Raw genomic sequence first — 24,367 nt, 5'->3', positions numbered from 1 at the left:
GAAACGGAGTAAATGATCAGAGATCTGTGGTCAGAAAAATATTTTGTACCGCTTATGTAATTTCTTTGCCGGCTGCATCCTGTGGGTAGCACATCTATATTATGAGAAAAACGAACCTACTATTACTTGCTTTATTGCTCCTTACGGGAATGCTACGCGCGCAAAATCGTTTGACTGCCAGCGAAACCAACGGCCCGCTTACCGATGTCTACCGCCTTACGGATAAGGAAACACAGCAGCTGATCCGGGAGCCCCGGGCAGTAACGGAAGCTTTTTTGCATACACGGGCAGACCGCTACGATACAAAGAACGGAACACCCCGGCCGTTGCCCTATGGGAATTACCTCAGCGTCAAAGCTTATGGTAACCAGTTACACTACACCCTGGTAACAAACGGGAACACCCGCCTTTCTTTTATTAACAATAAAAAGGAGTTTCAGTTCGTGATCACTGATCCGGCGGGCAAACCGGTAACCGATGCACAGGTATTTACCTCCCGGGGGAAGCGGCTGTTTTACAATAAGCAGGCGCATTTGTATAAAGGCCGTTATCCCCGTAAGGATGATTATCTGAAAGTGGTATACAAGGGAGTGAGCAGCTATTTTACCTACGAGGCGGATGACCGGGACGATGAGGGGCGGCCGTCTCTCGGGAGGCGGATACGCACTGTCTTTCCGGTAAAACAACTGAGAACACTTTTTGCCGGGAAACCGCAACAGCAGGGGGTGCGCGGCGCACACAGCAGTTTCTTCGTATTCAGTAAGCCGAAATACAAGCCCTATGATACTGTAAAATTCAAAGCCTACCTGCTTTTTGAAAAAAACAGTTATAAAAAGGACCGGCCGTTACAGGTAATGCTCAATGGGCCGTTCGGACAAAAGAAACTGGCCACGCTCCGGCCTTACCGGGACGGGGGCTATGAGTACCAGTTTGTACTGGCAGACTCGCTGCAACTGATCCTGGACCGGCAATACGGTATCCTGCTGGTGGATTCAGTGACCGGTCACCCGGTTACCTGGGCCTCCGGCAATTTTCAGTATGAAGAGTATGAACTAAAATCCCTGCGCTTTAGTGTACGTGCAGATAAAAAAATACAGTATCCCGGGGTGCCGCTCACTATCTTTATGAAGGCAACGGACGAGAATGAGCTCACCGTGCCCGATGCACGGGTGGAGGTAACGGCCCGCACGCGGACTGTTACCGCTTATTACGGGGATTCTGTTTTTATACCTGACACCCTCTGGAGGACCACCCTGAACCTGGATCCGGTGGGTGAGACCAAACTGCCGGTTCCGGACAGCATTTTTCCGCAGGCAGCGCTTTCTTATAATATTCGTTTCAGGATGCTGAACACCAATAACGAAATGCGGACTGCACAGCTGTATCTGAACTATAATGCACAAAAGAAGAAAGAAAAAGGAACCATTGACACGCGCTTTGTGAAGGACAGTCTGTACCTGGAATACCGGGAAGACAGCCTGCTGAAACCACAGGAGGGCTGGCTTTACACCAGTGCCGGAGAAGCGATCGTAGACTCGCAGCGGGTGCGGCTGCCCCTGGCCCTTCAGCTCAACTACCAGGCTTCGGAATATGAAGTGGTGCTGGATAATGGGGTGGAAACGGAAACATCGCCTTACCGGTTCAACGATGCCATAGAGATCGGTGCCGCCCAAACCGAAAAACAACTGTACCTGGTGGTGGCCAATGAACACCGGATCCCTTTTTGGTATACCGTGTTCTCCGGCAACACTGTTTTAGTAAAAGGTTATGCCACTTCCCTTGATACCGTGATAAAACATAACAACAGGGATGCCGCCCATTTCCGCATCAATTATTTCTGGGGCGGCGAGGAAAAACAAAAGGAAGTGAACAGTTTTTACAATGCGCAGGGGCTGAATGTAAAACTGACAGCACCGGATGTAGTGTATCCCGGTCAGCGGGTGCGGATGAAAGTGGAAGTAACAGATGCCCGGAACCAGCCTGTTCGAGATGTGGATGTTACGGCATATGCCCATACGGCCAAGTTTGACAGCCCCGCGCCGCAGGTGCCCTATTTTGGCCGCTCTTTTTATCAACGGAACACGCGCCCGTTTGAGTTTAAAAGCGAAACGATAACGGCCACGGGTGCTCTTTATATGAACTGGCAGAAATGGGGCCGGCAGCTCGGACTCGACACCATCGAATATTACCGTTTTGTAACCCCCAAAAGTATCTACCTGTTTACAGAACCGGCACAGGACAGCATTACACAGTTCGCACCGTTTGTGGTAAAGGGAGGCGCAATCGAACCGGTAAGTATTGTTTATGTGGATGAGGTGCCGGTCTATTTTGAACAGGCCGAACAATTGCAGCGCTATGCTTTCCGTATCAGGCCGGGCACGCACAGTATCCGCCTGCGAACACCGGAACATGAGGTGTGGATGCGGGATTTTTATTTCAAAAAAGGGACGCGGACCGTATTCAGTGTGCTTGCAGACACCCTGAATACACAGGCAAGGGTAACGCCGCTGAAGCAGGTGCTGAGTTCCGGCGAACGGCACCGGCTCAATCAATATTTCCTGCGTGTGCAGAATAATTTTGGGGGCGATCAGGCATTTATCAGCTATGATTCCACCCGGCTGTTGCTGAATCCGCCCGATGTACGGAGTCGCTGGGGCAGCGATATGCTGGTAGGGCCCATCCGCCCCGACCGCCTGTTTTTTCAATCGGCGCCGGTCGATCAGTTATTTACAAAAGAGCCGGGATTTGTATACACATTCTCCCCGGGACTGATCCGGCAGAAGTCTTACCCGGGGCTGTATACCTTTGACACGCTTCTTACAGGCGGGAATGCCCTGAGCAGGAATTACCACCAGCAGGTGCTGCGGGATGCGGATATTGACAGCATATGGAATGATTTTTTTGACCTGCGCAGCCGCACCACACAATTGTTTTCGACGCGGTCCGTGGATGATACTGCCAGCGGCAGGTTGCGCTTTTATATCGATACGGCATTTACTAATAAGCTTCCGTATATAAAAAACATTATACTTACCGATCCCTCACGGCCTCATTTCCTGCTGGTGTACAGCGGATCCACCACAGAGTTCGCGCCATTGTCGCCGGGACGCTACAGTCTTTTATTCCTGTTAAAGGATAACCGTTCTTTTAAAGCAGATAGTGTACAGGTGCTGCCACACGGGATCAACTATTTTTCCTGGTCTTCGTTTAAGGTGCAGGCAGCAGACCGGTTTACATTTTTGCTGGACCAGTACATCAAGGGGGAGCACGGCTCCCGCTATGGGTATTCCAGGTCGGCGGTACCTGAAACGATCATAAAATTGTTCAATAAGTCGTACTTTGATCTCCGCGTGCTGGAAGAAGAAATAGCAGGCATCGTTATAACACCGGAGGGGAAACCCGTTCCCGGCGCTGCCGTTGAGATCGCCGGTATGGACCGGCAGGCCGGCACGGTTACCGACAACGAAGGCCGCTTTAAACTAAAGGTGCCCACGAGGGGTATACTCGCGGTTTCAGCCGTGGGTTTTATCACAAAACGGATCGATGCATTAAGCACCGCAACGGACACCATCGTACTGGAAGAGGCGAAGGGACAGCTGGAGGAAGTAGTGGTGGTGGGTTATGGTATGCAAAGGAAGCAGAACCTTACAGGAGCAGTTAGTACCATCTCCGGCAACCGGCTTTCCACTGCATTAAGCGGACGGGTGGCGGGCCTTTCTGTTATGGATCAAAAACAACTGCTGATCAGGGGGAGCGGGACGCTGCAGGGTAAAAAGCCGCTGGTCATTGTGGACGGCGTGCCTTTTGAGGGGGATATCAATTCGCTGAACCCTGATGATATTGAAAACATGGACCTTCTTAAAGCGGCCGATGCCACTGCCATTTACGGCGCAAGAGCCGCTGACGGAGCGATCCTTATAAAAACCAGGAAGGGGAATAGCGTGGTCAATGAAGCCGGTGTGTTGCAGGAGGGCGGACAAACCCTGCGTACCCGCTTTTCCGATGAAGGGTTCTGGCAACCCCGCCTGGTAACTGATGAGAACGGTGCGGCCTCATTTACCGTTACCTTCCCGGATGATATTACCAGCTGGAAGACCCGCCTGATCGCTATTACAGACCAACGGCAAAGTGGTTACCTGGAGCGGTCCATCCGTTCTTTTAAAACACTCAGCGCCAATTTTGTTTCGCCGCAGTTTGCGGTGGAGGGCGACAGTATGAACGTCATCGGCAAGCTGATGAATTATACACCCACAGCAGAGAAACTGGTGCGCACCTTTAAGTTCATGGATACCACGTTGCGTAACAGCGAGCTCACCATTACTCACGCCCACCTGGATACCATAATGATCGCGGCGAGGGGTACCGACAGTCTGCATTTTGAATACACGCTGAAACAGCCGAACGGTTATTTCGACGGTGAACGCAGGAGTATACCATTATACGCCGCCGGAGTAAAGGAAACCGTTGGCTGGTTTTCCGTATGGACCGGCGACACTACTGTCCGGTATCATTTTGATAAGAATAAAGGGGTTGGTACCATACGGGCAGAAACCTCTGTATTTCCCGTGCTGCTGGATGAGATGGCCCGCCTGCGCGATTATGAATACCTGTGTAATGAACAGCTGGCATCCAAACTCAAATCCCTGCTGCTGGAGAAAAAGTTGCGGACCTATCTCAAAGAGCCGTTCCCCTATGAAAGGAATATCGGGACGGTGCTGAAAAAACTGAATGAAAATAAATCCCTGGACGGGCTCTGGGGCTGGTGGCAGGGCACAGCGGTAGAACCCTGGATCAGTCTGCATGTGGTAGAAGCCCTGCTGGAGGCGCAACGCCAGGGGTATGCTACCCAGCTGAATGCCGATCTGCTCTATCGCTACCTGCAAGGCCGGGTCGCCGATCAGGGGGCCAAAGCCGATCCCAAGCTGGTACGGCTGCTGGCACAGTTGAAGGGCAATCATGTGATCCGCGACTGGGTACAGCTGAAAGAAGCAGATACCCTTTATCAAAAACGGAAAAAGACCTTGTATGAACAACTGGAGCTAATGGATCTGAAGCAGCAGGCAGGCCTAAAAGTAAGTGTGGATTCTTTATTAAAGCAACACCGGCAATCGATGTTTGGTGGTATGTACTGGGGTGAGGAAGGCTGGCGGTTCTGGAACAACAGCATCCAGAACACCCTGCTGATGTATAAGATACTGCGGCGTAACGGGGGGCACAGTAGTGAACTGGGACGCATCCGGCAATACTTCCTGGAGCAGCGTAAAGATGGTCAGTGGCGCAATACTTACGAATCCTCCCTGATACTGGAAACCATCCTGCCGGAATTGTTCGATAGTAACCGGAAGCCAAAGCCGGCGGCGGTGGCGATCAACAATACCCGCTTTGAAAAGTTCCCGTTTGAACAACAATATGAGGCCGGTGCCAGTTTGCAGATAAGAAAAGAAGGAGATATGCCCGTGTATTTTACCGCCTACCAGCAATTCCAGAACAGGGCACCACAGGCTGTGTCAAGGGATTTTACCGTCACCTCAACCCTGATGCAGGAAGGCCGGGAGGTACAAACATTAAAGGCCGGCAAAACCACGCTGCTGCGGGTGGAGGTGGCCGCCAGGGCGGATGCAGACTATGTAATGATCGAAGTGCCTATACCCGCAGGCTGCAGCTATGAAAACAAAATGCAGCGGTTCTGGGGTGTGGAGACCCATCGGGAATATTTTAAAAATAAAACAGCGATATTCTGTACCAGAATGCCACAGGGTAATTATACGTTCGACATCCTGCTGACACCGCGTTATACGGGCAGCTACGTGCTGAACCCGGCTAAAGCCGAGCTGATGTACTTCCCCGTTTTTTATGGAAGAGCGGGAATGAAGAAAGTGGAGATCTATTAGAAATCATCCCAATCAGACCGGACCATGGGCTGTTACAGTGTTTCCGGAAAAGGGTCGGAAAAAGGTTGCCGGCATTCCAGCTGTCCGAGCTCCGTATCCTGCAACTGGCAGGCCCTGAGCGCGGCACTGATCTTGTCAGCGTCCAGCTCCTGGCCGATAAAGACCAGCTCATTCATGCGGTCGCCCCATTGCGGGTGCCACCGGCCTTCAATGGCCTTTTGATGATATCTGAAAGATGGAAAATGCATGCGTTCCGCAAAGGGCATACTGCACCACCAGATGCCGGCGCGTTCCAGCCGGGAGCTGCCGCCTGCCTGGGAAAAATTCAACGCGTCCTGCGGACGGGAGGCCAGCCAGAACAAGCCTTTGGCACGGATGATATTGGAAGGATAATCCGTACGGAGATATTCCCAGAACCGCTGCGGATGGAAGGGCCGCGGATCGCGGAATACAAAGGAACCAATGCCGTATTCTTCCGTTTCAGGGGTATGATGGGCTGCCTGTAATTCCTGTTGCCAGCCTGCAGCCGATTGTGCTGTTTCAAAATCGAACGCCTGTGTATTCAGTATTTCGGAAGGATCAACCCGGCAGAATGTTGTTTCGATAAAACGCGCGCCGGGGTTGAGTTTTCGGAGCAATGCCTTTATCAGTCCGGTGGTTTTTCCCCCGGCAATATCTGTCTTGTTCAGCACGATCACATTTGCAAATTCCACCTGGTCGGTAAGCAGGTTCACAATAGTGCGTTCATCCGCATCGCTGTTGGCCAATGCGCGGTCGGCCAGCAGCGCATCTGTTCCGAAATCCCGGAGGAAATTATAACAGTCCACCACCGTTACCATTGTGTCGATATAACTGAAACGGGAAAGATCGATCCCCGAAGCTTCATCGGCATAGGAAAAGGTTTGTGCCACAGGTATGGGCTCGCTGATTCCCGTGCTTTCGATCAGCAGGTAGTCGAACCGGTCCTCCGCCGCAAGTCGTTGCACTTCTGCCATCAGGTCGGCACGCAGGGTGCAGCAGATACAGCCGTTGGAAAGTTCTACCAGTTTTTCTTCCGTACGGGAAAGCACGCCGGCTTCTTCCACCAGCCGTGCATCGATGTTCACTTCGCTCATGTCATTTACAATAACGGCTACTTTCAGGCCGCTTTTATTGTGCAGCAGGTGATTGAGCAGGGTGGTTTTCCCGGCACCCAGAAAACCGCTCAGAACGGTAACGGGTAATTTTTTTGAAGGATAAGGTTCAATGGCCGTTGTGCTTTTTGTGGATAAGGACATGGTTTTCTTTTTGTGGTTTTGAATGCTGTTCTTTTGCATGATGGTGTCCGCAACTGCAACCGAGGGTGCAGCAGTACCAGAAAAGCGCGGCATAACGGATACAGTTCTTCATGGCTGTTGATTTAAAAAAGTTTCAAACCATCGAATCACCTGCCGCAGATGGCCGGCACCATACCGGTCTGCGAACCGCTTTGTTTCCGGATGTGTTGCATCACGATAGATCCTCAGCCGTTTCTGTGCAAATGCCTCAGTAAGACGGATACCGCAATCCTGCTCGAGGCAATGCCGCCATGCATGGTAGGTATGGGGGATCATTTATTTTATTTATGAAACAATGTTGCAAATATAGGATTATAAAAATAAAATGCAACTTTGTTGCAAAAAATATTTTTTATTTATTTTTATGGAATAGATACAATTTGATAACAGGAAACGAGGATAAATTTTGCCGCAAGGATTGTATGCTTCGTAGTGAGAACCGCTATTTTGCGGCGCATCTGAAATCATAATTATCAACAAGCACAATATTGAAAGCAATGAACCGTAAACATTTTTTTAGAAACAGCTCGCTGGCGCTGGCCGGGACGGTATTATCAGGAAACCTGTTCGGACAAAAAGCCGGTATCAAAACTGCCCGCGCTGCAGGTCGCGTTAAAAATATCATTTTCATGGTAAGTGATGGAATGAGTACCGGTACACTGAATATGGCCGACCTGCTGATGCAACGGAAATACGGCAAACGAAGCACCTGGCTGCAATTGTATGAGGAACAAAAAGCGGTGCGCGCATTGATGGATACGGCTTCGGCCAATTCGCTGGTAACAGATTCCGCAGCCGGCAGCTCTGCCTGGGGCGGGGGAGTTCGCGTGCCCAACGGCAAACTAAATGTAGGTGCAAACGGTGAGCAATACAAACCGATTCTTCAAAAATTTAAGGCCACGGGTAAAGCGGTAGGCTGTGTTACCACGGTGCCTATCGGACATGCAACACCCGCAGGTTTTTGTGTGAATAACGGCAGCCGCGGTGATATGGACGAGATCGCAGTGCAATACCTCGATCTGAAATTTGATGTCATGCTGGGCGGCGGTGCAGACAATTTCAGGGCAGACACCCGGAAAGACAAGACCGACCTGTTGCAGCAATACCGGCAAAAAGGATATACGGTGGTGACCGACCGGAACGGATTGCTGCAACAGGCGGTTACCGGTGCGCCGCTGCTGGGCGTATTCTATGACGGGGGACTGCCTTATGCACTGGATCGCGAGCATGATACTGCCCTGCAGCAACAAACACCCACACTTGCAGAGATGACCAAAAAAGCAATCGAAAAATTAAAGCGTAATCCTAACGGGTTTGTCATGCAGGTGGAAGGCGGAAAGGTGGACTGGGGTGCCCATTCAAATGATGCGGCAGCGATGCTGTACGATCAGATCGCTTTTGATGAAGCCATAAAGGTGGCGATCGATTTTGCAGCGGCGGACGGACAGACACTGGTGATCATGACTACCGATCACGGGAACGCCAACCCCGGTCTGTTCTACGGAAAAGAGGCCAACCGCGATTTTGACCGGCTGCAGCAGTTTCAGCATACCAATGACTGGATCCTGAACGGCATCACGCGCGATTTTACCGAAGCGCAGGTAATGGAGCGACTGGAAGCGGCACAGGGCTTTGCCTTAAAGAAAGAAGAAGCGGCACAGCTGCTGAAGCATTACACACAACTGAATGAGACCGGTGTTTATAATACCAAACACCTGCCGTTCCGGCCACTGGCCGCAATACAGCAGGAGTACTTATCCATTGGCTGGGGAGCCATGGACCATTCGGCAGACTATGTGGAACTGGCCATGTACGGCCCGGGAAAGGAGCTGCTGAAACCTTTTGTAAAGAATACAGACCTGCATCACCTCATGCTGCAGGCAACGGGTGTGATGGCGGGGAACTAACAGCTTCGCAGTATATCCGGTCATAAAAAAAGGGTCTGTTCGATCATATGTACCGAAGCCGGTTGGTTGGATCAACCCCAGCAAAATAAAAATACCGCGGGAATGGCAGCGCTGCGGAGGGACAGCAAATCTTCCGCTTTTTGTAATCAGATTACGAATGAAACCGGGACCTTTGCAGGAAATAGTTATGGAAAAAAACTCCGGGCACGAAACGGATTTCCGGGAACTGGCGGCGCAGCTCCGTTGTCCTTCGGGTGCCGGCGGATCCGAAGTGGCGGCACAGATGTTTGCAGCAAACAGGAACATGATCGGGAAAACAGTGGATGTCCTGGAACTTTCTGCCGTGCAGGAGGTTCTTGAGATCGGTTTTGGAAGCGGTTTGCATGTGCCGGACCTTTTTGCAACCAACACCAGCCTGCGCTACCATGGGGTGGATATTTCCGATCTGATGGTGGAGACCGCGCAGGCCGGCAATCAGCAGCTGACCGCTGCCGGCAAGGCTGTATTTCTCAAAACGGAGGCTGGAATGCCCCTGCCTTTTGAGGCGGATCATTTTAACGCGATCTTCAGCGTCAATACCCTTTATTTCTGGCCTGCTCCGGAACATCAGTTTGCCGGCTGTTACCGCGTACTGACAGCAGGCGGGCGCATGGCACTGGCCTTTATCGAGCGATCCTTTGGAGCAACGCTGCCTTTTACCCGGTTCGGGTTCACCCTTTATGAAGCCGATGAAGTGGAACAGTTGTTTGCCGGAGCGGGATTTGCCGGCATTACCACCATTCGTCATGAAGAGCAGATCGTCAGCAATACCGGCAAACCGGTGATGCGGCCTTTTGTTGTCATGGTGGGTAAAAAAGAATGATCCACCGGAGGGGCACCGGTCATTATCCTCACAGAAAGCGCTTGTACGCCGCAGTAAAAGGTCCGCGCTGTTATTCTAATGCAACGGAGATCAGTTGCTGCAACTGTGCCTTATTGTTTTTATACATTTCAAAAGCTCCGATATTGGCCATTACAAAATTTCTTAAATAATCGTTCGGTCCTTCTTCGTGGTTGGTTGTTTTACTTTTGTTATTGTGACCTAATGACTGGATGGTCCTTATCGGTCCCCAGGGGATACCCCACCAGCCGAGCAGTAAGGTGGTTGTAATGGCATTACCGTTCGCCCTGTCCAGGCAGCCGGGACAGGCGATCTTCAGTTTTTTATTCTGGATCGTTACTATTAGAACACTGATAGTACTGCTGATCAGCGCGCCATTGAGCGGCACAGCGGCGCTTCCGCATTGCGGGCAATTTAAATGACGGGCCAGTGCGCAGTAAGCGTCGATTTCTTCCAGGCTGTGTGTTTTATTCTGTACACGTACGGCATCGGCAGCCGCAGTGCCCAGGTTACGTTTTTCTATCTCCTGGTTTACGATTTCCTGTGCCTCAGGTGTCAGTCCGGCAGCATCGTGCAGCGCGATGCGCATCAGTTCATGATTGTCCAGTTGCTGATAGTATTCCCGTACCTGTCCGGGATCCAGTCCTTTGCTCATAAGGCAGTGTTGTTTTGCTGTTTTTGATATATTGGGTCTTCTGAATGCAAAATAAAGAAATTCTGCGTTCATCCTGTTATACTGCTCCGGATTAAAATCGGATCGGTGTAATCGAATGATCAAAAACAGCCCGGTAGCTGGCATTGTGCCTCCGCTGGTCTTCCTGCAAAAATGCGGAGCTTTCTGGTCCGGATCTCTTTTCGCTTATTCCTGCTTTTTTTGCCAGCAGTAATGCCTGAGGATCAGGATCAATGGAACTGCAAGAAGAATCCAGGACAAAAGGTCCCAGACGCCTTCTTTGACCAGGCATAATACAAGACCTGCAAGTGTCAGTATGAAAAGCAGGAGCGGCTTGCCCCATAACCGGAGGAAAAGCGGTTGTTTATTCTTTGGCATAATCAATTGCTTCTTTTTCTTCAATAAGTGACCACTGTTGTCTGGCGGCCTTGCGCCGTTTGATCCATAAATACAGCCCTGTGATCAGCACAATGATGGTGGCAAGATCAAAGAGGGTCCAGATGATCTTGAGCGGCAGGCCTCCATAATCACCAAAATGCAGTGGTTGCGAAATGAATAACCCGTTCACATACCAGGGCATCGCCCGGATATCCGTCAGCTGTGCTGTTTTGGCGTCAATAAGCGCCGGCTTCAGTAAGCGGGAGGTGACAGGGCTTTTGCCATTCATGAACACGGCGTAGTGGTGTTTGCTGGAAAAAATGCTGCCGGGGTAGGCGATGATCCTCATCTCCATATCGGGTGCTGCACGCTGTGCCACTGCCACTGTGCTGTCGAGTGATGCCAGTTTGCCTTCAACCGGTTTTTGATGAACATAGGGCGCTGTCATTTCTGCCAGCTGTCCGCGCTGCCATAACGCCAGCACCACATCCGACAAACAATTGATGATACCGGTAAGCCCCACAACTGCAGCCCAGCAAAGCGTGATGATGCCGATAAGATTATGGGTGTCCAGCCACTGCAGTCTTTTTGATTTATACTTGCGGACCATCCCGAAATCAAACTTCTTCATAATACTGCCATACAATACCACGCCGCTGATGATGGCAATGACAAAAATGATGCCCACCAGGCCCAGGAACAGTTTGCCGCCGATACCCAGGAACAGATCGGCATGAATCCGAAGTATCTTTGTCATGATGCCATTCGGGTTCAGTGACGGCATGGGGGCACCGGTGAACCGGTTAAATGAAACGTAACTGCTTTTTGTATATTCGGCATCCATACTGGGTGCGAAATCGAAGGTTACTTTTTCAGGTACCTCATCATCCCAGAAAATATACCGGGGAATTTTGTCCGGGTTGTTCCTCCGGCCTTCCTGTAACAGGGAGTCGAGACTCTTTGGCGTTCCGGCGGCAACAGCCGGATGATGTTCCGGCTCCAGCCATTCCTCAATCTCGTGATGGAATATAAGTGGTAATCCAGTAATACACCACATCAATAAGAAAAGAGTACAGATAAGACTGGTCCACTTATGCCACCAGAACCATTTTTTGGCAGTAGCTACTTTCATATTGTTGAAAATTAGTCGTCTAGTTTTATAAAGCCGGATATCAGTCCGGCATCGGTAACGTCAAATGCTTTTGTTGCTGTATTGTTTGCTGTATTCAGTAAATAATAACCATGTTCTCCTGTGGCGGAGTTGCCGATCCACAAGTAGATCTTTCCGTCAATTTCGGTGATCGCCTGTTCGTTGGAATGGGCATACCTGCTGGCCGGCGTGCCGGTGATCCTGGAGGCCTGCATGGTGTTCATGTCTACGGCGTAATAACTCCATATAGGATCGGCGAGGTTGCTGTAGTCCGCAGCTAATGGCTCGGAAGGGGACTGGATATAAAGCTTGCCGTTTTTTACAAGGGCGGTCACCAGCGAGTTCTTGGCCTGTAAGGCGGATGCCCTGTAGATCCAGGTCCTGTCAAAATCTGTTTCACCTTTTTTGATACGGACAATGGCGGAATTGGTAACACCCTCCGACAGACCTGATGCATAAAAGTAAAGCGCCCCGTCATCGCCCAGCGACCACATTTTATTGGCGCTTGAACCCCATCCGAAACCTTTAAGACCATCGTACCGGATCTTCTTTTCCAGTTTATTGGTGGCAATATCTATTACCGCCAGTTCTGTATAATTGAATACATCATCGCCATAACCTCCGCGTTGCAGGGAGGCCCCGTAGGTAATGCCCGCATAGAGTTTGCCCTCTTTTGATGCCAGTGTATGCTGGCCTACTGCCTGGTAAGCTGCCGTGGAAGGATCGATGCCGAGGGAGGAAAGGTCGATCTCCCCGGTACGTTGCATGGTTGTGGGGTTGAAGAGCTGCAGCTTCATCGTTCCCCGCGTGGGGTCCAGGTAGTACCCGGCCGTTTCATTTACGATATGGAACATCTGCCCGTTGGCCAGGAAGCCGGCTTCTGTGATCTTGCCGCTTCCGTCGACGGTAAGTTTTTGGATCCCTGCCGTACCGGAAATGTTTGACCGGGTGAAGATCCACCTGCCGAATTTGGTAAACCCAAATGCGGATTTGAACTGAACCGTATTGCTCCCCGCATTTTTAAAATCCCCTTCGGGCATTTTGTTGTAAGCCGTCATGTATCCGGTTGTTGCCAGATCCTGCGAATTGGTGAACAATACATAATCGGATTTTTTGCCTGAAGCATCGTCTGTTTCCGGACTGTCGCTCTTACTGCATGAAACAAAAAACAGGCTGCACAGCAGTGCCCAATAAGTATGTCGGCGAAATAGTTTCATAATCACGTGTATAAATTTTATAATGAATAATTGAGTTTTACTGAGAAATTCCTTCCGGGATTTTGTATTTTAAAGTTGTCATAAATGGCTTCGTTAAACAGGTTCTTTACCTGCAGGCCGATCGAATAACGGCTCTTGTAAGGGAAATAGGTGAAACCGGCCGTTACCAGGTGCTGGTTGGGAATGATATTCCGTGCATCAAGATTGGCCCTGCCGAACAATCCCAGGAAGCCATCCGGCTCCAGGTCCCTGGGAATATAGTCCAGGTAGTATTCCCTTACAAATGAATAGTAACAGTAGATGCTGATGTTATCTTCGGCTAAAGCGACATGCCGGAATTTTGCATTCAGCCCGGCATTAGCGAAAAAATAAGGGGTGTTACGAAGGCGGGCACCTTCAGTAAGCTGGTAACCGGTATTAAATACCCTCAGGTTCTGATAAGTAAAATTGGCGGATGCATCCAGCCAGCGGGTAATAAAATAACGACCATCCGCATCCAGTCCGTAGCCATGTACATTTTCCACATTCTGACTCTGGGAAAACAGGAGGTTGTGGGGCATCAGCAGGATCATGTCCTTTGTACGCCGGTAAAAAGTATTGATCTCTGCTGAATAATTGCCGGGAACAGCGACTTTGTAACTTAAACTGATGTTAATGCTGCGTTCGGGTTTCAGGTTGAAATTAGAGAGCTTCAGATTACCATCTCCAAAAAGCTCATCCAGCTCCGGCAGCCGCAGGGCCGACTCCCCCGAAAGGTAAAAGGAGGCGTACTGACTTACATTAAAGCGTAGCCCTTCTGATACGCCCCAGGCACTTCTTTTATTTTGTGTGGTCACTTCATTGCCCTGAAAGTCGGCATCTGTGGCATTTGTCTGGTACCGGAACCATTTCAGGGCAAAACTGTTCTGCAATTTTTTGCTGGGAAAGTCTGAGGTGAGGCCCAATGCCACAATGAACTTTTCATAACCGGCCGGAGGGGTAAGTGCATCCACTCCGTTTTTGAATTTGTTGCCATAAGGATCTTCACCGGTTCTGCGGTATTTATTGTAAACGGCATTCAGGTTCAGCCGGTGATGCCCGTTCAGGGCATAGGTGAGATTGGATCTTGAAATATAATTTTGAAAAAGGATATCCGACAAACTGCCTTTGGCAGAGAGCTCCCCGATACCTGAAGGGTTATAAGTGTAGACGCCTCTCCAGTCGTAGGAGCCGTGTGCTGTGTCGATGGTTTTTGAACGGATAGCGCTATAGGCAACGAACTGGTTAATGGAGAACTGATCATTCCACAGTTGTTTTTTGTAATTGAGCGCAGGAACAACGGCGTTCTGCAATCCTTTTGCCGCACCAAAGGGCTGGTCCATGGTACTGCCGAACTGGAGCTGCCGGTTGATGGAAAAAGCGGTGACGGACAGTTTTAATTCATCTGCCCATGACAGATTTTTTACACCGGTATATCCTTCAAGATAGTCATTTGAAAACTTGTTATGAAAGAGCCTTGCCCGGTAATCTTCCTTGATGCCGGTTTCGGGGTCCAGCGTTTGAACATCCGCCCGGTAGTCGTTGTCGGAATAATTATAGAAACCGTTGAGGCCGGCAAAGAACCGGCCCGATCTGTTGGTGTGGTATGTGTTTAAAGAGACCCGGTGTGTATTAAACGAACCGAACTCGTAAGCAACATTCAGGAAATTTGTAAAGGTATGCCTGCCGATCATATTAACGGCACCTCCCAATGCATCTGCACCCAGGGAAAAGGGCAGCACGCCTTTATATACTTCAACACGGTCCAGCATGTTGACCGGCACCAGGGAAATATCAAAGCCCGAACCCAGGTAATCCAGCGGGATCCCATCCTTGAAGAATTTTATCGAGCGGTTTTGAAATCCGTTAAGCATCAGGTCGCTTCTTCCTCCCAATCCTCCCGTCTGCCGTATCCTTATGCCGGCGCTCCGGTTCATTAATTCGATGAGGGTGGAGGGCTGCTCTTTAAAGGCGGCCGTGTTAATGATCTGTGTTTTTAGTTCCTGATGTGCGGAGGATGAGGAGACTTTTACCTCATCCAGGCTGCCGGTTTGTTTTTTCAGGGTGAAATTGATAACGACCGTTTCTCCGGCCCGGCAATCGATCTCCTGCTGTTGTGGATTGTTGTTAACAGCAGAAGCAATGATCTTATAGTGACCGGGTTTTAAATTGTTGATCGCATAATTCCCGTTCTCGTTGGTTGTAGTGCCATAGTCCGTGCTGTCCAGAATGATGGTTGCAAACGCAGCAGGGCTGTTGTTCTCTGTGAGAACACGGCCTTTTAATTTGACCTCCTGCGCAACAGCAGCTTCAGCAAATGCAAGAGACAGTAAAGTAGTCAGTAACGTTATGATTCTTTCCTGCAAAACAAAAAATTTGCGCGAATTTAGAACCACATATGGTGTGAGGTTTTACGAAATCGGAAATACCATTTACGAGATCGGGAATTTTGCGGAGCCGCTGTACGGGGATCAGGCGCTTAACCAGGTAAGGAACTCCGTTGCCTTTGCCTTGTGTATGACAATGTCCGGCAATGCACTGGTCTTTAGTTTTACCACCAGTTTCCGGGAATAGCCCTGCAGTACCTCCCGGATGGCTTCCCTGTTTAGCAGCAGCTGCCGGTTTACGCGGTAAAACTTCCCGCCGCAGATCTTTTCTGTTTCTTCCAGTGTTTTACTCAGCGGATAACTTCTGTTTTCCATTGTGGTCAGCTGTAATGTTTTGTTCCGGCATTCAAAGAATGCAATATTCGTTATCTGTACCGGTGTGATCCGGTCGCAGTACTTTACCAGCAGCCGCGTGGGAAGCTCTGTTTTGTTTTTGGCGGAACCCGGTCCTGTAATATGGGACTGATCGTATGCCAGCTTTTTAAATATGGCGGTCTGTATCAGGACATATTTATGAATAGCCTCACTGATGCTGTTTTTATTTAAGGGCTTTAAAATATAATCAATGCCGTTTGTTTTAAAAGCCTGCAATGCATATTGGGTACCGGTGGTTATAAATACGATAGGAGCAGATATCGCTGTCTTTTCAAAAATATGAAAACTGGTACCATCTGCCAGTTCAATATCGGAAAATATGAGATCGGGTGCCCCGTTCTTATCAAAGTAGGCGGTGGCTTCGGCCACTGTAAAAAGTTGTTTGACTACCCGGATGCCCGGGTCCAGGCTATCCAGGATGTCTTGCAGCTGTTCCGCTGCAAATGGTTCCCGGTCTATAATAACTACTTGCATGGATAACGTCTTTATGGTTGTGCGGTTTCACATACCCACCGCCTGGATGTGTATATTCCCGCTCCTGTCCGTATTCTTAAACTGTTCCATCATTCTTTTTCTTGACCGTTCCATTTCGGCTTTAAATGCAGCGCGGGAAATCCGGGTCTTTCCTGAGGGCTCCCGGATCTTATCCACCGCCACTTTTGACGAAATAGCGACAGCCGTGTATACCTGTCTTCCGTTGTTGATATCCATCTCCAGGATCATTCCGGGCAGCTGCTTCTGAAAGGAGGCAGGGCCGGCCGCTACCGGTATGCTGCCGGTAAACCAGGCAATGATACTGGTGGTATCCGCTACTTCTTTCTCTTCGAATTTTCCGTCCTGCATCCTGGGGACCATCCGTTTGCCATAGCGGATAGCGGTGGCTTTCTGGCAGGTATAGCCGAGTACGGTTTTCGTGATGCCTTCTATTTTCCATTTTAGCGGCATCACCGTGTCCCGGATCAGGTATTTTTTTTCATTGAGTTCCCGTTGCTCTGTAAGCAGGCCTGTCGTAAGGTCAGTGTACATGACGGCGTCATCACCGCCAATAAAATTCAACCGGATCTGCGTATTGCCGGCCTGCGGGGCCGGTTCGGCGGCTTCCGGCTGTTCTATTGCCGATTGCCACAGTGTTTTATTATTGCCGAACAGGAGCTCGAAGTGGCTGATGCGTGGCTGGTCCAGCTGTTTTTGCAAAGCCGCTGCTTCCGGTCCCTGTATTTCCCTGCCACCGGCTACGCGCAATGTACCGGCACCTTGCATCTGGATCGTACTGCGGTAGGTTATCATACCCTGCTGTTGCTGGCCCCATACCACGACTACTATTGAAATAGCGGCGGCCGTAAAGAATATTTTCTTCATGATTTTTTTTCAAAAGTAGTTTCGGCAATGGCAATAACAGGTTAATCCGTCTTGCTCTAAGGTTAATAAAGGTTAAAGTTTTTAGACGTCCGGTGCAGAATGGCTAATTTTGACACATTACCGGCAGCGGTATTTTTTTCTTTATGTATCGGAACGGATAAGCTGATGAAAATGCGGGGTTTACTATTTTTAATGATCATTGCATTTCTGGTGCTCACCGGGTTTCAGATCTGGTGGTTGCAAACCAATTATACCAATGAAAAGAGTACATTCAATATAAAGACGGCTTCCACCTTCAATGAATTGGTCCGGGAAACAGAAGATTCAATTGTACAGACTGCAATTGCGCGTCAGTTCCCTGAATTTAAAAAATTCAGCACCACGGCAATGCCTGCAGGACGGTTCCCGGAGCACACTGTTGCGGTGCCCCGGATGTTCTTTACACAAAGAAAGGAAGCGGATGCTGAACCCGGAAAACGGGCTGCAGGTAATATACTTGTCAGGTATGGTTCCAAAGATTCCTTATATGAAGCTGCCGGAACTGTTGCCCCCGCAGCACCACCGGTGGAACTGCATCAGATGGGAGCGACAATGAACAGTGTTGATATGGATAACGGTACGGAAACGGAGGGGCATACTTTCAGGAAAGGGGTAAGGGTACTGTCCACACGGATGGCTCCGCTCGTTTCCGGTGTGACAGGCGTGGCTATAGGCCGGGCCCCCGATAAACGAACGGGGGATTTTCATTTCGCGTTTGCCGACAGTACCGGGAAAATGGTTTCACTTAAACTGGATTCACTGCTGGCGTACCCGTTTGATCTTAAGCGGTTGTCCCGCGCTTATGCCGCTAGGCTCCGGCAGATGAAGGTGAATACTTCGTTTGCGATCCGCCCTGTGGCTGCGGATAAGTACCACGACACAACAATGATCAGCGCCCTGAGCGGAAATACGCTGTATCTGCTCAGCTTTCCCAATGCGACAGCATTTCTGTACAAGACCATCGCATTACCTATAACATTTTCTGTTTTCCTGATCGCACTGACGGGTATCACTTTTGTATTATTATACCGGGGACTGCAAAAGCAACGGAAACTGACAGCGATAAAGAATGAGTTCATCAGCAATATGACGCATGAACTTAAAACTCCCATTGCTACGGTTGGTGTTGCCATCGAGGCGTTAAAGAATTTCAGTGCTATTGATAATCCGCAGAAGCGAGAAGAATACCTGGAAGCATCGCAAAAAGAACTGCACCGCCTGTCACTGCTCGTGGATAAGGTAATGCGGCTCTCCCTGATAGATAAAAAAGGAATACAGCTGAATAAAGCACCGCTGAATTTATCGGAAGTGGTAGCAGAGGTGACCCGTTCGATGCGGTTGCAGTTGGAGCGGAAACAGGCTGTTGTTTCAGTTTCCGGGACAAAGGAGGTTCCGGTTTATGCCGACAGGATGCATTTGGAAAGTGTGGTGTTTAACCTGCTGGATAATGCATTGAAGTACAGCAAGGGCCATCCTGTTATCAAGATCGACCTGCAAAAGCAGGCCCGGGGCGCACAACTGTCGGTGAGCGATAACGGCATCGGTATTCCACCCGAATACCGGCAAAAAGTATTTGAAAAATTCTTTCGCGTACCGCACGGGGATACGCATAATGCAAAAGGGTATGGCCTGGGGCTGAACTATGTATGGCAGGTGGTAAAGCAGCACGGAGGTACCACCACCTTATACAGCAAGCCGGGGGAAACAATATTTGTTATTACGATCGGTTAAACAGCTGAAATGAGTACAACACGCATTCTCTATATTGAAGATGAGCTTTTTCTGGGAAAGATCGTTAAGGAAAGCCTTGAAAGCCGGGGATTTGAAGTGATTATGGAGCGCGATGGCGATAAGGCCATTGCACTGATGCAGGAAACAAAACCTGATATATGTGTAACCGATATCATGCTGCCCAATAAGGATGGTTTTGCCATTGCTGCTGAAATCAGAAAGATCGACAAACAGCTGCCGATCATTTTCCTTACCGCCAGAACACAAACAGAAGATGTGGTAAAAGGATTCGGTTTAGGAGGCAACGATTATATCCGGAAACCGTTTAGCATGGAAGAGCTGATCGTACGTGTAGAGCACCTGCTCCATAAGAAGTCTCCGAAAAACGGACAAACAGGAGATGCCGCTGTCGTGATCGGGCAATATGTTTTTCAGCCGAGGAAGCAACTGCTGACCTTCGGTGAGGAAGTACGTAAACTGTCCTTCCGGGAAAACCGGTTATTACAGCTGCTTTATGAAGGACGGGAAGATATTGTTCAGCGAAGGGTCATCCTGAATGCGCTTTGGGGCAGTGACTCTTTTTTTAACAGCCGCAACCTGGATGTGTATATCACCAAGTTGCGGGCGTACCTGAAAAACGATCCTTCGCTGGAGATCATCACTGTTAAGGGGATCGGATACCGGTTTGTTATATAATAAAGTGCCGCCGGGTAGGGTGTCTTTTAACTTTGATTAACCTTAAACCCATTTTGATTAACTGCTATTTGCTTTGAGTCGGGATAGTTTTGACGCGAAATAACTATTCATGATCAAGCCATTTCTTTTCTTTGTTTTTATTTATTGCTGTCCGGTTGCCGTTCTGGGACAAAAGAGCGGCACAGTAAAAGGAATCCTGATTGACACGCTCAGTAACCGCCCTGTTGGTGCTGCAACGGTGTCTGTACTGGATAAAAAGGACTCCTCACTGGTATCATTTTCCTTGTCGGATGACAACGGGGAATTTGATTTTACCAATATCCGGAAAGGGACATACTGCTTGCTGGTAACGCATGTGGCCTATCAAAACACTGATCTGTTCTTCACTATCAGCGATGAAATAAAAAATGCCGACCTGGGCCGCATCAGCATGACGGATCTGCATGCCGTTTTGAAGGAAGTAACGGTTAAGGCCGAAGCAGCCCCCGTGACCATGAGCGGAGATACGATCCAGTACCATGCCGGCTCCTTTAAAACAGCTCCTGACGCCAGTGTGGAACAGCTGCTGAAGAAGCTGCCCGGTATACAGGTAGACAAGGACGGAACGGTTAAGGCGCAGGGTGAAAAAGTGACAAGAGTATTGGTGGACGGGAAGGAGTTTTTCGGTAAGGATCCCAGTGTGGCAACAAAAAACCTTGCGGCGGCTGTTGTTGACAATGTACAGGTGTACAATAAACAGAGCGACCAGGCACAGCTTACGGGCTTTGAGGACGGAGATTATGAACGGACCATTAACCTGAAGTTAAAGGCCGATAAAAAGAAAGGCGTATTTGGTGAATTGTCTGCAGGCGCAGGCAGTCAGGGCCGTTTTGCTGCAAAGGGCAATCTAAACAGTTTTGAAGGCGCACGTCAGACCTCCGTGCTGGCCGCGGGAAATAATGTTAATGAAAATGCCTTTACATTTTCCAATATGTTTGGTTCCGGCCCCGCTTCTCCGCCGGGAGGTGGTAAGGCTGCTGCTTCCGATGGCGCTCCGGAAAGCTCAGATGAGACAGGTGGTATCAACAGGATACTGGGTACGGGCATTAATTACAACAATGTATTCGGAAGCAAGGTCGACTGGCAAAGCAGTCTGTTTCTGAACCGGTATGATCCTTCAGCAGAAACGTATCTTGAACGGCAGAATATCTCATCCGGCGGAGATAACTACTCTACAAAAACATCGAAAGCGTTTAACAATAATACATCGGGGCGCTTCAATATAAATGCGCTTTATGCGATCGATTCCACGCAGGCGTTGCGGTTCCGCCCCGACTTTAATTACCAGGACAGCAGGTCCCGCTCGGAATCGAACTTTGATAGCCGGTTGGGTAACGGAAGCAGGATCAACGACGGATCCACCATCAATACGACCCAAAGTCACGGGTTTGCTTATACTGCAGATCTGATGTACTGGAAGAAATTCCGGAAACAGGGAAGGACGTTTTCCCTGCTGTTGCAGCATTCGGTCTCGAACACGGATGGCACAGGTTCGCTGCTGACACATCTTAACTACTACAATGCCTCCGGCCTGATACAGCAACAGGATACGACCGATCAGCAAAATGAGAACAAAAATAACAACACCAGCTACAACGTGAAAGCGGTTTATAGTGAACCTTTGGGAAAGCAATCGCTGCTTGAATTCAGTGCCGGAAGGAGTGTAAATGATAATGCCTTCCGGTATGCTGTTTATGATTTTAATAATATCACACAGCGGTACGATTCGCTCAACGGACAACAGTCGGGCGATTTTGATAATAAATACAGCTATATCAACGGAGGGCTTCGTTTCCGCCGGCAGGAGCGGAAATACAGTTATGCCCTGGGACTTTCCTGGCAGCAGGCGCTATTGGCCGGCACCATCGGTGTAGCAACGGGGGATTCGGTCCTTCACAAAGGGTTTTATAATTTTTTACCCAATGCACGATTTCAATATAATTTTACAAAGAATAAACGGTTGGTTCTTTCTTATACTGCCAATACCCGGCAACCCACGGCATCGCAGCTTCAACCCGTCCCGGATCTCAGCGATGCATTGAATATCCTGTATGGCAATCCCGACTTGAAACAGGAACTGGTGCATAAGGCCAGTACCAACCTGTTTCTTGTAAATCCATACACCAACCGGAATTTCTTTCTGTATTTTTCCGCCGAGATGACGCAGCACAAAATTGCAAACGATGATTCACTGGATCTGCAAACGGGTCAGCGTTCTACAAAGCCGGTGAATATAAATGGGGGGTATCATTATTTTAACAGGGCCAGCTATAGTTTTCCCCTCCGGCTGTGGGGCGCACAGATCGGCATTTCAAATACGCTTCGTTATGATATCGACAAACAGTTTATTAACGGGCGTTTAAATACCATTAGAACGCAGATGGTGGAACCTGCATTGCGCCTGGACATAAGTCCGTCGGATGCGATCAGTCTTATGGTTGCCGGGCGATGGAGTGCGAATGCCACCAGTTACTCGATACAACCGGCTTCCGGCACCGGGTATTTTTCTCAGTCCTATGAAGCCGGGATCGACTGGCAGCTGCCATTCAGTTTTTTCCTCTCCGGTGATTTTACCTACCTGCTGAATAACGATCTGGGCGATGGTTTTAATAAAGGGATCCTGCTCTGGAATGCCAGCCTTAGTAAATTCTTTTTGAAGAACAACCGTGGGGCATTAAAGCTAAAAGCTTTCGACCTGCTGAACCGCAATACGGCGATCAGTCGCTCTGCCAGTCAGAATTATATCGAGGATCAGCGCAATACCACGCTGCGGCAATATTTTATGCTGAGCGTTACCTACAGTCTCGGAAAAACCGGATTGAATCAGCGCGGCCGTGGCGGCCGGCAGCAGCTGCTGCGGTAACATTGTTGGTGCAGCGGTTCATGTACGTCGGGTGCTGCACATTAAATGAATATTAAGTTTTGATGCTTTAACGATAATGTAACAGACCGGCAGTTGCTTTACTGAAAATTTTCAAGCCAAATGAATAGAAAGATCAGTCTGGGCCTGAGCCTGCTTACGGTGATGGCATTTGCTGCCTGCAAAAAAAATAGGTCGGGAAATGATAATCCCGCCCCGGCTTATCCCGATGTTGCAGAAGATAAACACCCAAAAGTATTAACGGTTACGCCCAACAACATTACTTTGTATAACGGAGGATATGGTTCATCCCTGGCACAGGATCCTTATGACCGGTCGGTGTTTTACCTGTTAACGGATAGAGGGCCCAATGTAGCGGAAGCTGCCACTAACAGCATTATGATCGCGGACCCCGGTTTTGTTCCCCAGATCGGAAAATTCCGGTTGAAAGGTGATTCGCTGGTGCAGGAATCAACGATCCTTTTGAAGAACAGCAGCGGCGCCCCTCTTAACGGGTTACCCAATCCTTTGAATGCCGGTGCTACAGGGGAAAACCCCTTTGATCTGAATGGAAAGGAACTTCAGCCCAGCGAGGATGGAATAGATTCGGAAGGGATGGCATTGGCTCCCGACGGCAGTTTCTGGATCAGTGATGAGTATGGGCCGCATATCATTCATGTGGACAGGAACGGCAAAACACTTGAGAAGATAAACCCGTTTTCCACAGGGAGCAAAAAGCTGCCGCTGGTACTGGCAAAACGCCGCCCCAACAGGGGGATGGAAGGGCTGACCATTACACCTGATGGAAAAACGCTGGTGGGTATTATGCAATTTCCTTTGTATAATCCCTCTTCTGCTGCGATAACAAATTCTCTTGCGATCCGCATCCTGACCTTTGATATTGCTACAGGCAATACAAAGCAGTTTGTTTATATGATGGATAACTGGTCGTTGCAGGCTGTCAGCGAAATAGCGGCAATTGATAATAACAATTTCCTGGTACTGGAGCGGGACGGGCAGTTCGCAACCGCTGCAAACCGGACAACGGTTTTCAAGAAGCTGTTTAAGATAAGCCTCAGCGGAGCTACTGATATTTCTGATCCGGCGAACGGAGCCAACGGGAAACTGTTTGGCGGGAAGACCGTCGAAGAACTGAAAGATGCCGCCAGCCTGGCCGCCAACGGTATTGTGCCTGTGACAAAAACACTGGTTGCCGATTTGATGAAAGATATCAGTACAGTATATCCGCATGATAAAGCAGAAGGACTTGCGATTATCAACCCTTCCCTGATTGCTGTATCAAATGACGATGACTTTGGAATAACGGGGGCCGACAAAATATATCAGCAAAAAATTCTTCCTTTTACAAATAAAGTTGACCGGAACAGTATTTATTTTATAAAGCTCTCTAAACCGCTTTACTGACCGGCTGCTTGCCGGATGCATATCAG

15 protein-coding genes are annotated in these 24,367 nt (G+C 49.4%); 7 read left to right on the top strand and 8 right to left on the bottom strand.

Translation table 11 applies throughout. The annotated features are described in order from the left end of the window. Window positions 1-101 precede the first annotated feature (101 nt). Entirely contained in the window at window positions 102-5,891 is a 5,790-nt protein-coding gene (locus K7B07_RS26955; RefSeq protein WP_223713703.1) for an alpha-2-macroglobulin family protein, read from the top strand. A 32-nt stretch (window positions 5,892-5,923) separates the two neighbouring features. On the opposite strand, the gene K7B07_RS26950 is transcribed toward K7B07_RS26955, so the two are convergent. Next, window positions 5,924-7,261, bottom strand: coding sequence for a GTP-binding protein (locus K7B07_RS26950; RefSeq protein WP_223713701.1), 1,338 nt, complete (start codon window positions 7,259-7,261; stop codon window positions 5,924-5,926). Window positions 7,262-7,276: 15 nt separating this feature from the next. Continuing rightward, window positions 7,277-7,483: a hypothetical protein gene (locus K7B07_RS26945; RefSeq protein ID WP_223713698.1), complete on the bottom strand. Its 207-nt coding sequence runs from the start codon at window positions 7,481-7,483 to the stop codon at window positions 7,277-7,279. Between the two features lie 221 nt (window positions 7,484-7,704). On the opposite strand from K7B07_RS26945, the gene K7B07_RS26940 reads away from it, so the two are divergent. Together K7B07_RS26940 and K7B07_RS26935 are read left to right on the top strand one after the other, a co-directional pair. Continuing rightward, window positions 7,705-9,114 (top strand): alkaline phosphatase, encoded by a 1,410-nt coding sequence (locus K7B07_RS26940; protein ID WP_223713697.1) that lies wholly within the window; start codon window positions 7,705-7,707, stop codon window positions 9,112-9,114. A gap of 157 nt (window positions 9,115-9,271) precedes the next feature. After that, window positions 9,272-9,976 (top strand): class I SAM-dependent methyltransferase, encoded by a 705-nt coding sequence (locus K7B07_RS26935; RefSeq protein WP_223713695.1) that lies wholly within the window; start codon window positions 9,272-9,274, stop codon window positions 9,974-9,976. A 70-nt stretch (window positions 9,977-10,046) separates the two neighbouring features. On the opposite strand, the gene K7B07_RS26930 is transcribed toward K7B07_RS26935, so the two are convergent. The 6 genes from K7B07_RS26930 to K7B07_RS26905 all read right to left on the bottom strand — a co-directional run bounded on the left by K7B07_RS26930 (window position 10,047) and on the right by K7B07_RS26905 (window position 17,551). Beyond that, on the bottom strand, window positions 10,047-10,721 hold the full coding sequence (locus K7B07_RS26930; protein WP_223713693.1) for a hypothetical protein: 675 nt from the start codon (window positions 10,719-10,721) through the stop codon (window positions 10,047-10,049). Between the two features lie 310 nt (window positions 10,722-11,031). Then, window positions 11,032-12,177, bottom strand: a complete 1,146-nt coding sequence (locus tag K7B07_RS26925) for a PepSY-associated TM helix domain-containing protein (protein WP_223713691.1) — start codon at window positions 12,175-12,177, stop codon at window positions 11,032-11,034. An 11-nt stretch (window positions 12,178-12,188) separates the two neighbouring features. Continuing rightward, window positions 12,189-13,412: a hypothetical protein gene (locus K7B07_RS26920; RefSeq protein ID WP_223713689.1), complete on the bottom strand. Its 1,224-nt coding sequence runs from the start codon at window positions 13,410-13,412 to the stop codon at window positions 12,189-12,191. Window positions 13,413-13,429: 17 nt separating this feature from the next. Further along, complete coding sequence (locus K7B07_RS26915) at window positions 13,430-15,796, bottom strand: TonB-dependent receptor (RefSeq protein WP_223713687.1); 2,367 nt, start codon at window positions 15,794-15,796, stop codon at window positions 13,430-13,432. Between the two features lie 105 nt (window positions 15,797-15,901). Continuing rightward, complete coding sequence (locus K7B07_RS26910) at window positions 15,902-16,666, bottom strand: LytR/AlgR family response regulator transcription factor (protein WP_223713685.1); 765 nt, start codon at window positions 16,664-16,666, stop codon at window positions 15,902-15,904. Window positions 16,667-16,693: 27 nt separating this feature from the next. Further along, the gene (locus tag K7B07_RS26905; RefSeq protein WP_223713683.1) at window positions 16,694-17,551 is read right to left on the bottom strand and encodes a GLPGLI family protein; all 858 of its coding nucleotides are present in this window, start codon (window positions 17,549-17,551) and stop codon (window positions 16,694-16,696) included. Window positions 17,552-17,743: 192 nt separating this feature from the next. Here K7B07_RS26905 and K7B07_RS26900 point away from each other — a divergent pair, with 192 nt between their 5' ends. The 4 genes from K7B07_RS26900 (at window position 17,744) to K7B07_RS26885 (ending at window position 24,341) form a co-directional block, all read left to right on the top strand. Then, the gene (locus K7B07_RS26900; RefSeq protein ID WP_223713681.1) at window positions 17,744-19,321 is read left to right on the top strand and encodes a sensor histidine kinase; all 1,578 of its coding nucleotides are present in this window, start codon (window positions 17,744-17,746) and stop codon (window positions 19,319-19,321) included. A 9-nt stretch (window positions 19,322-19,330) separates the two neighbouring features. Next, window positions 19,331-20,017: a response regulator transcription factor gene (locus K7B07_RS26895; protein ID WP_223713679.1), complete on the top strand. Its 687-nt coding sequence runs from the start codon at window positions 19,331-19,333 to the stop codon at window positions 20,015-20,017. A 109-nt stretch (window positions 20,018-20,126) separates the two neighbouring features. Next, the gene (locus tag K7B07_RS26890; protein WP_223713677.1) at window positions 20,127-22,919 is read left to right on the top strand and encodes an outer membrane beta-barrel protein; all 2,793 of its coding nucleotides are present in this window, start codon (window positions 20,127-20,129) and stop codon (window positions 22,917-22,919) included. Between the two features lie 120 nt (window positions 22,920-23,039). Continuing rightward, the gene (locus K7B07_RS26885; RefSeq protein ID WP_223713672.1) at window positions 23,040-24,341 is read left to right on the top strand and encodes an esterase-like activity of phytase family protein; all 1,302 of its coding nucleotides are present in this window, start codon (window positions 23,040-23,042) and stop codon (window positions 24,339-24,341) included. Window positions 24,342-24,367 lie beyond the last annotated feature (26 nt).

Source organism: Niabella beijingensis (assembly GCF_020034665.1).
In the GTDB taxonomy this organism is placed as follows: Bacteria; Bacteroidota; Bacteroidia; order Chitinophagales; family Chitinophagaceae; genus Niabella; species Niabella beijingensis.
The sequence above is the reverse complement of the archived record's forward strand: the minus strand, read 5'-3'. Positions and strand labels throughout refer to the sequence as shown.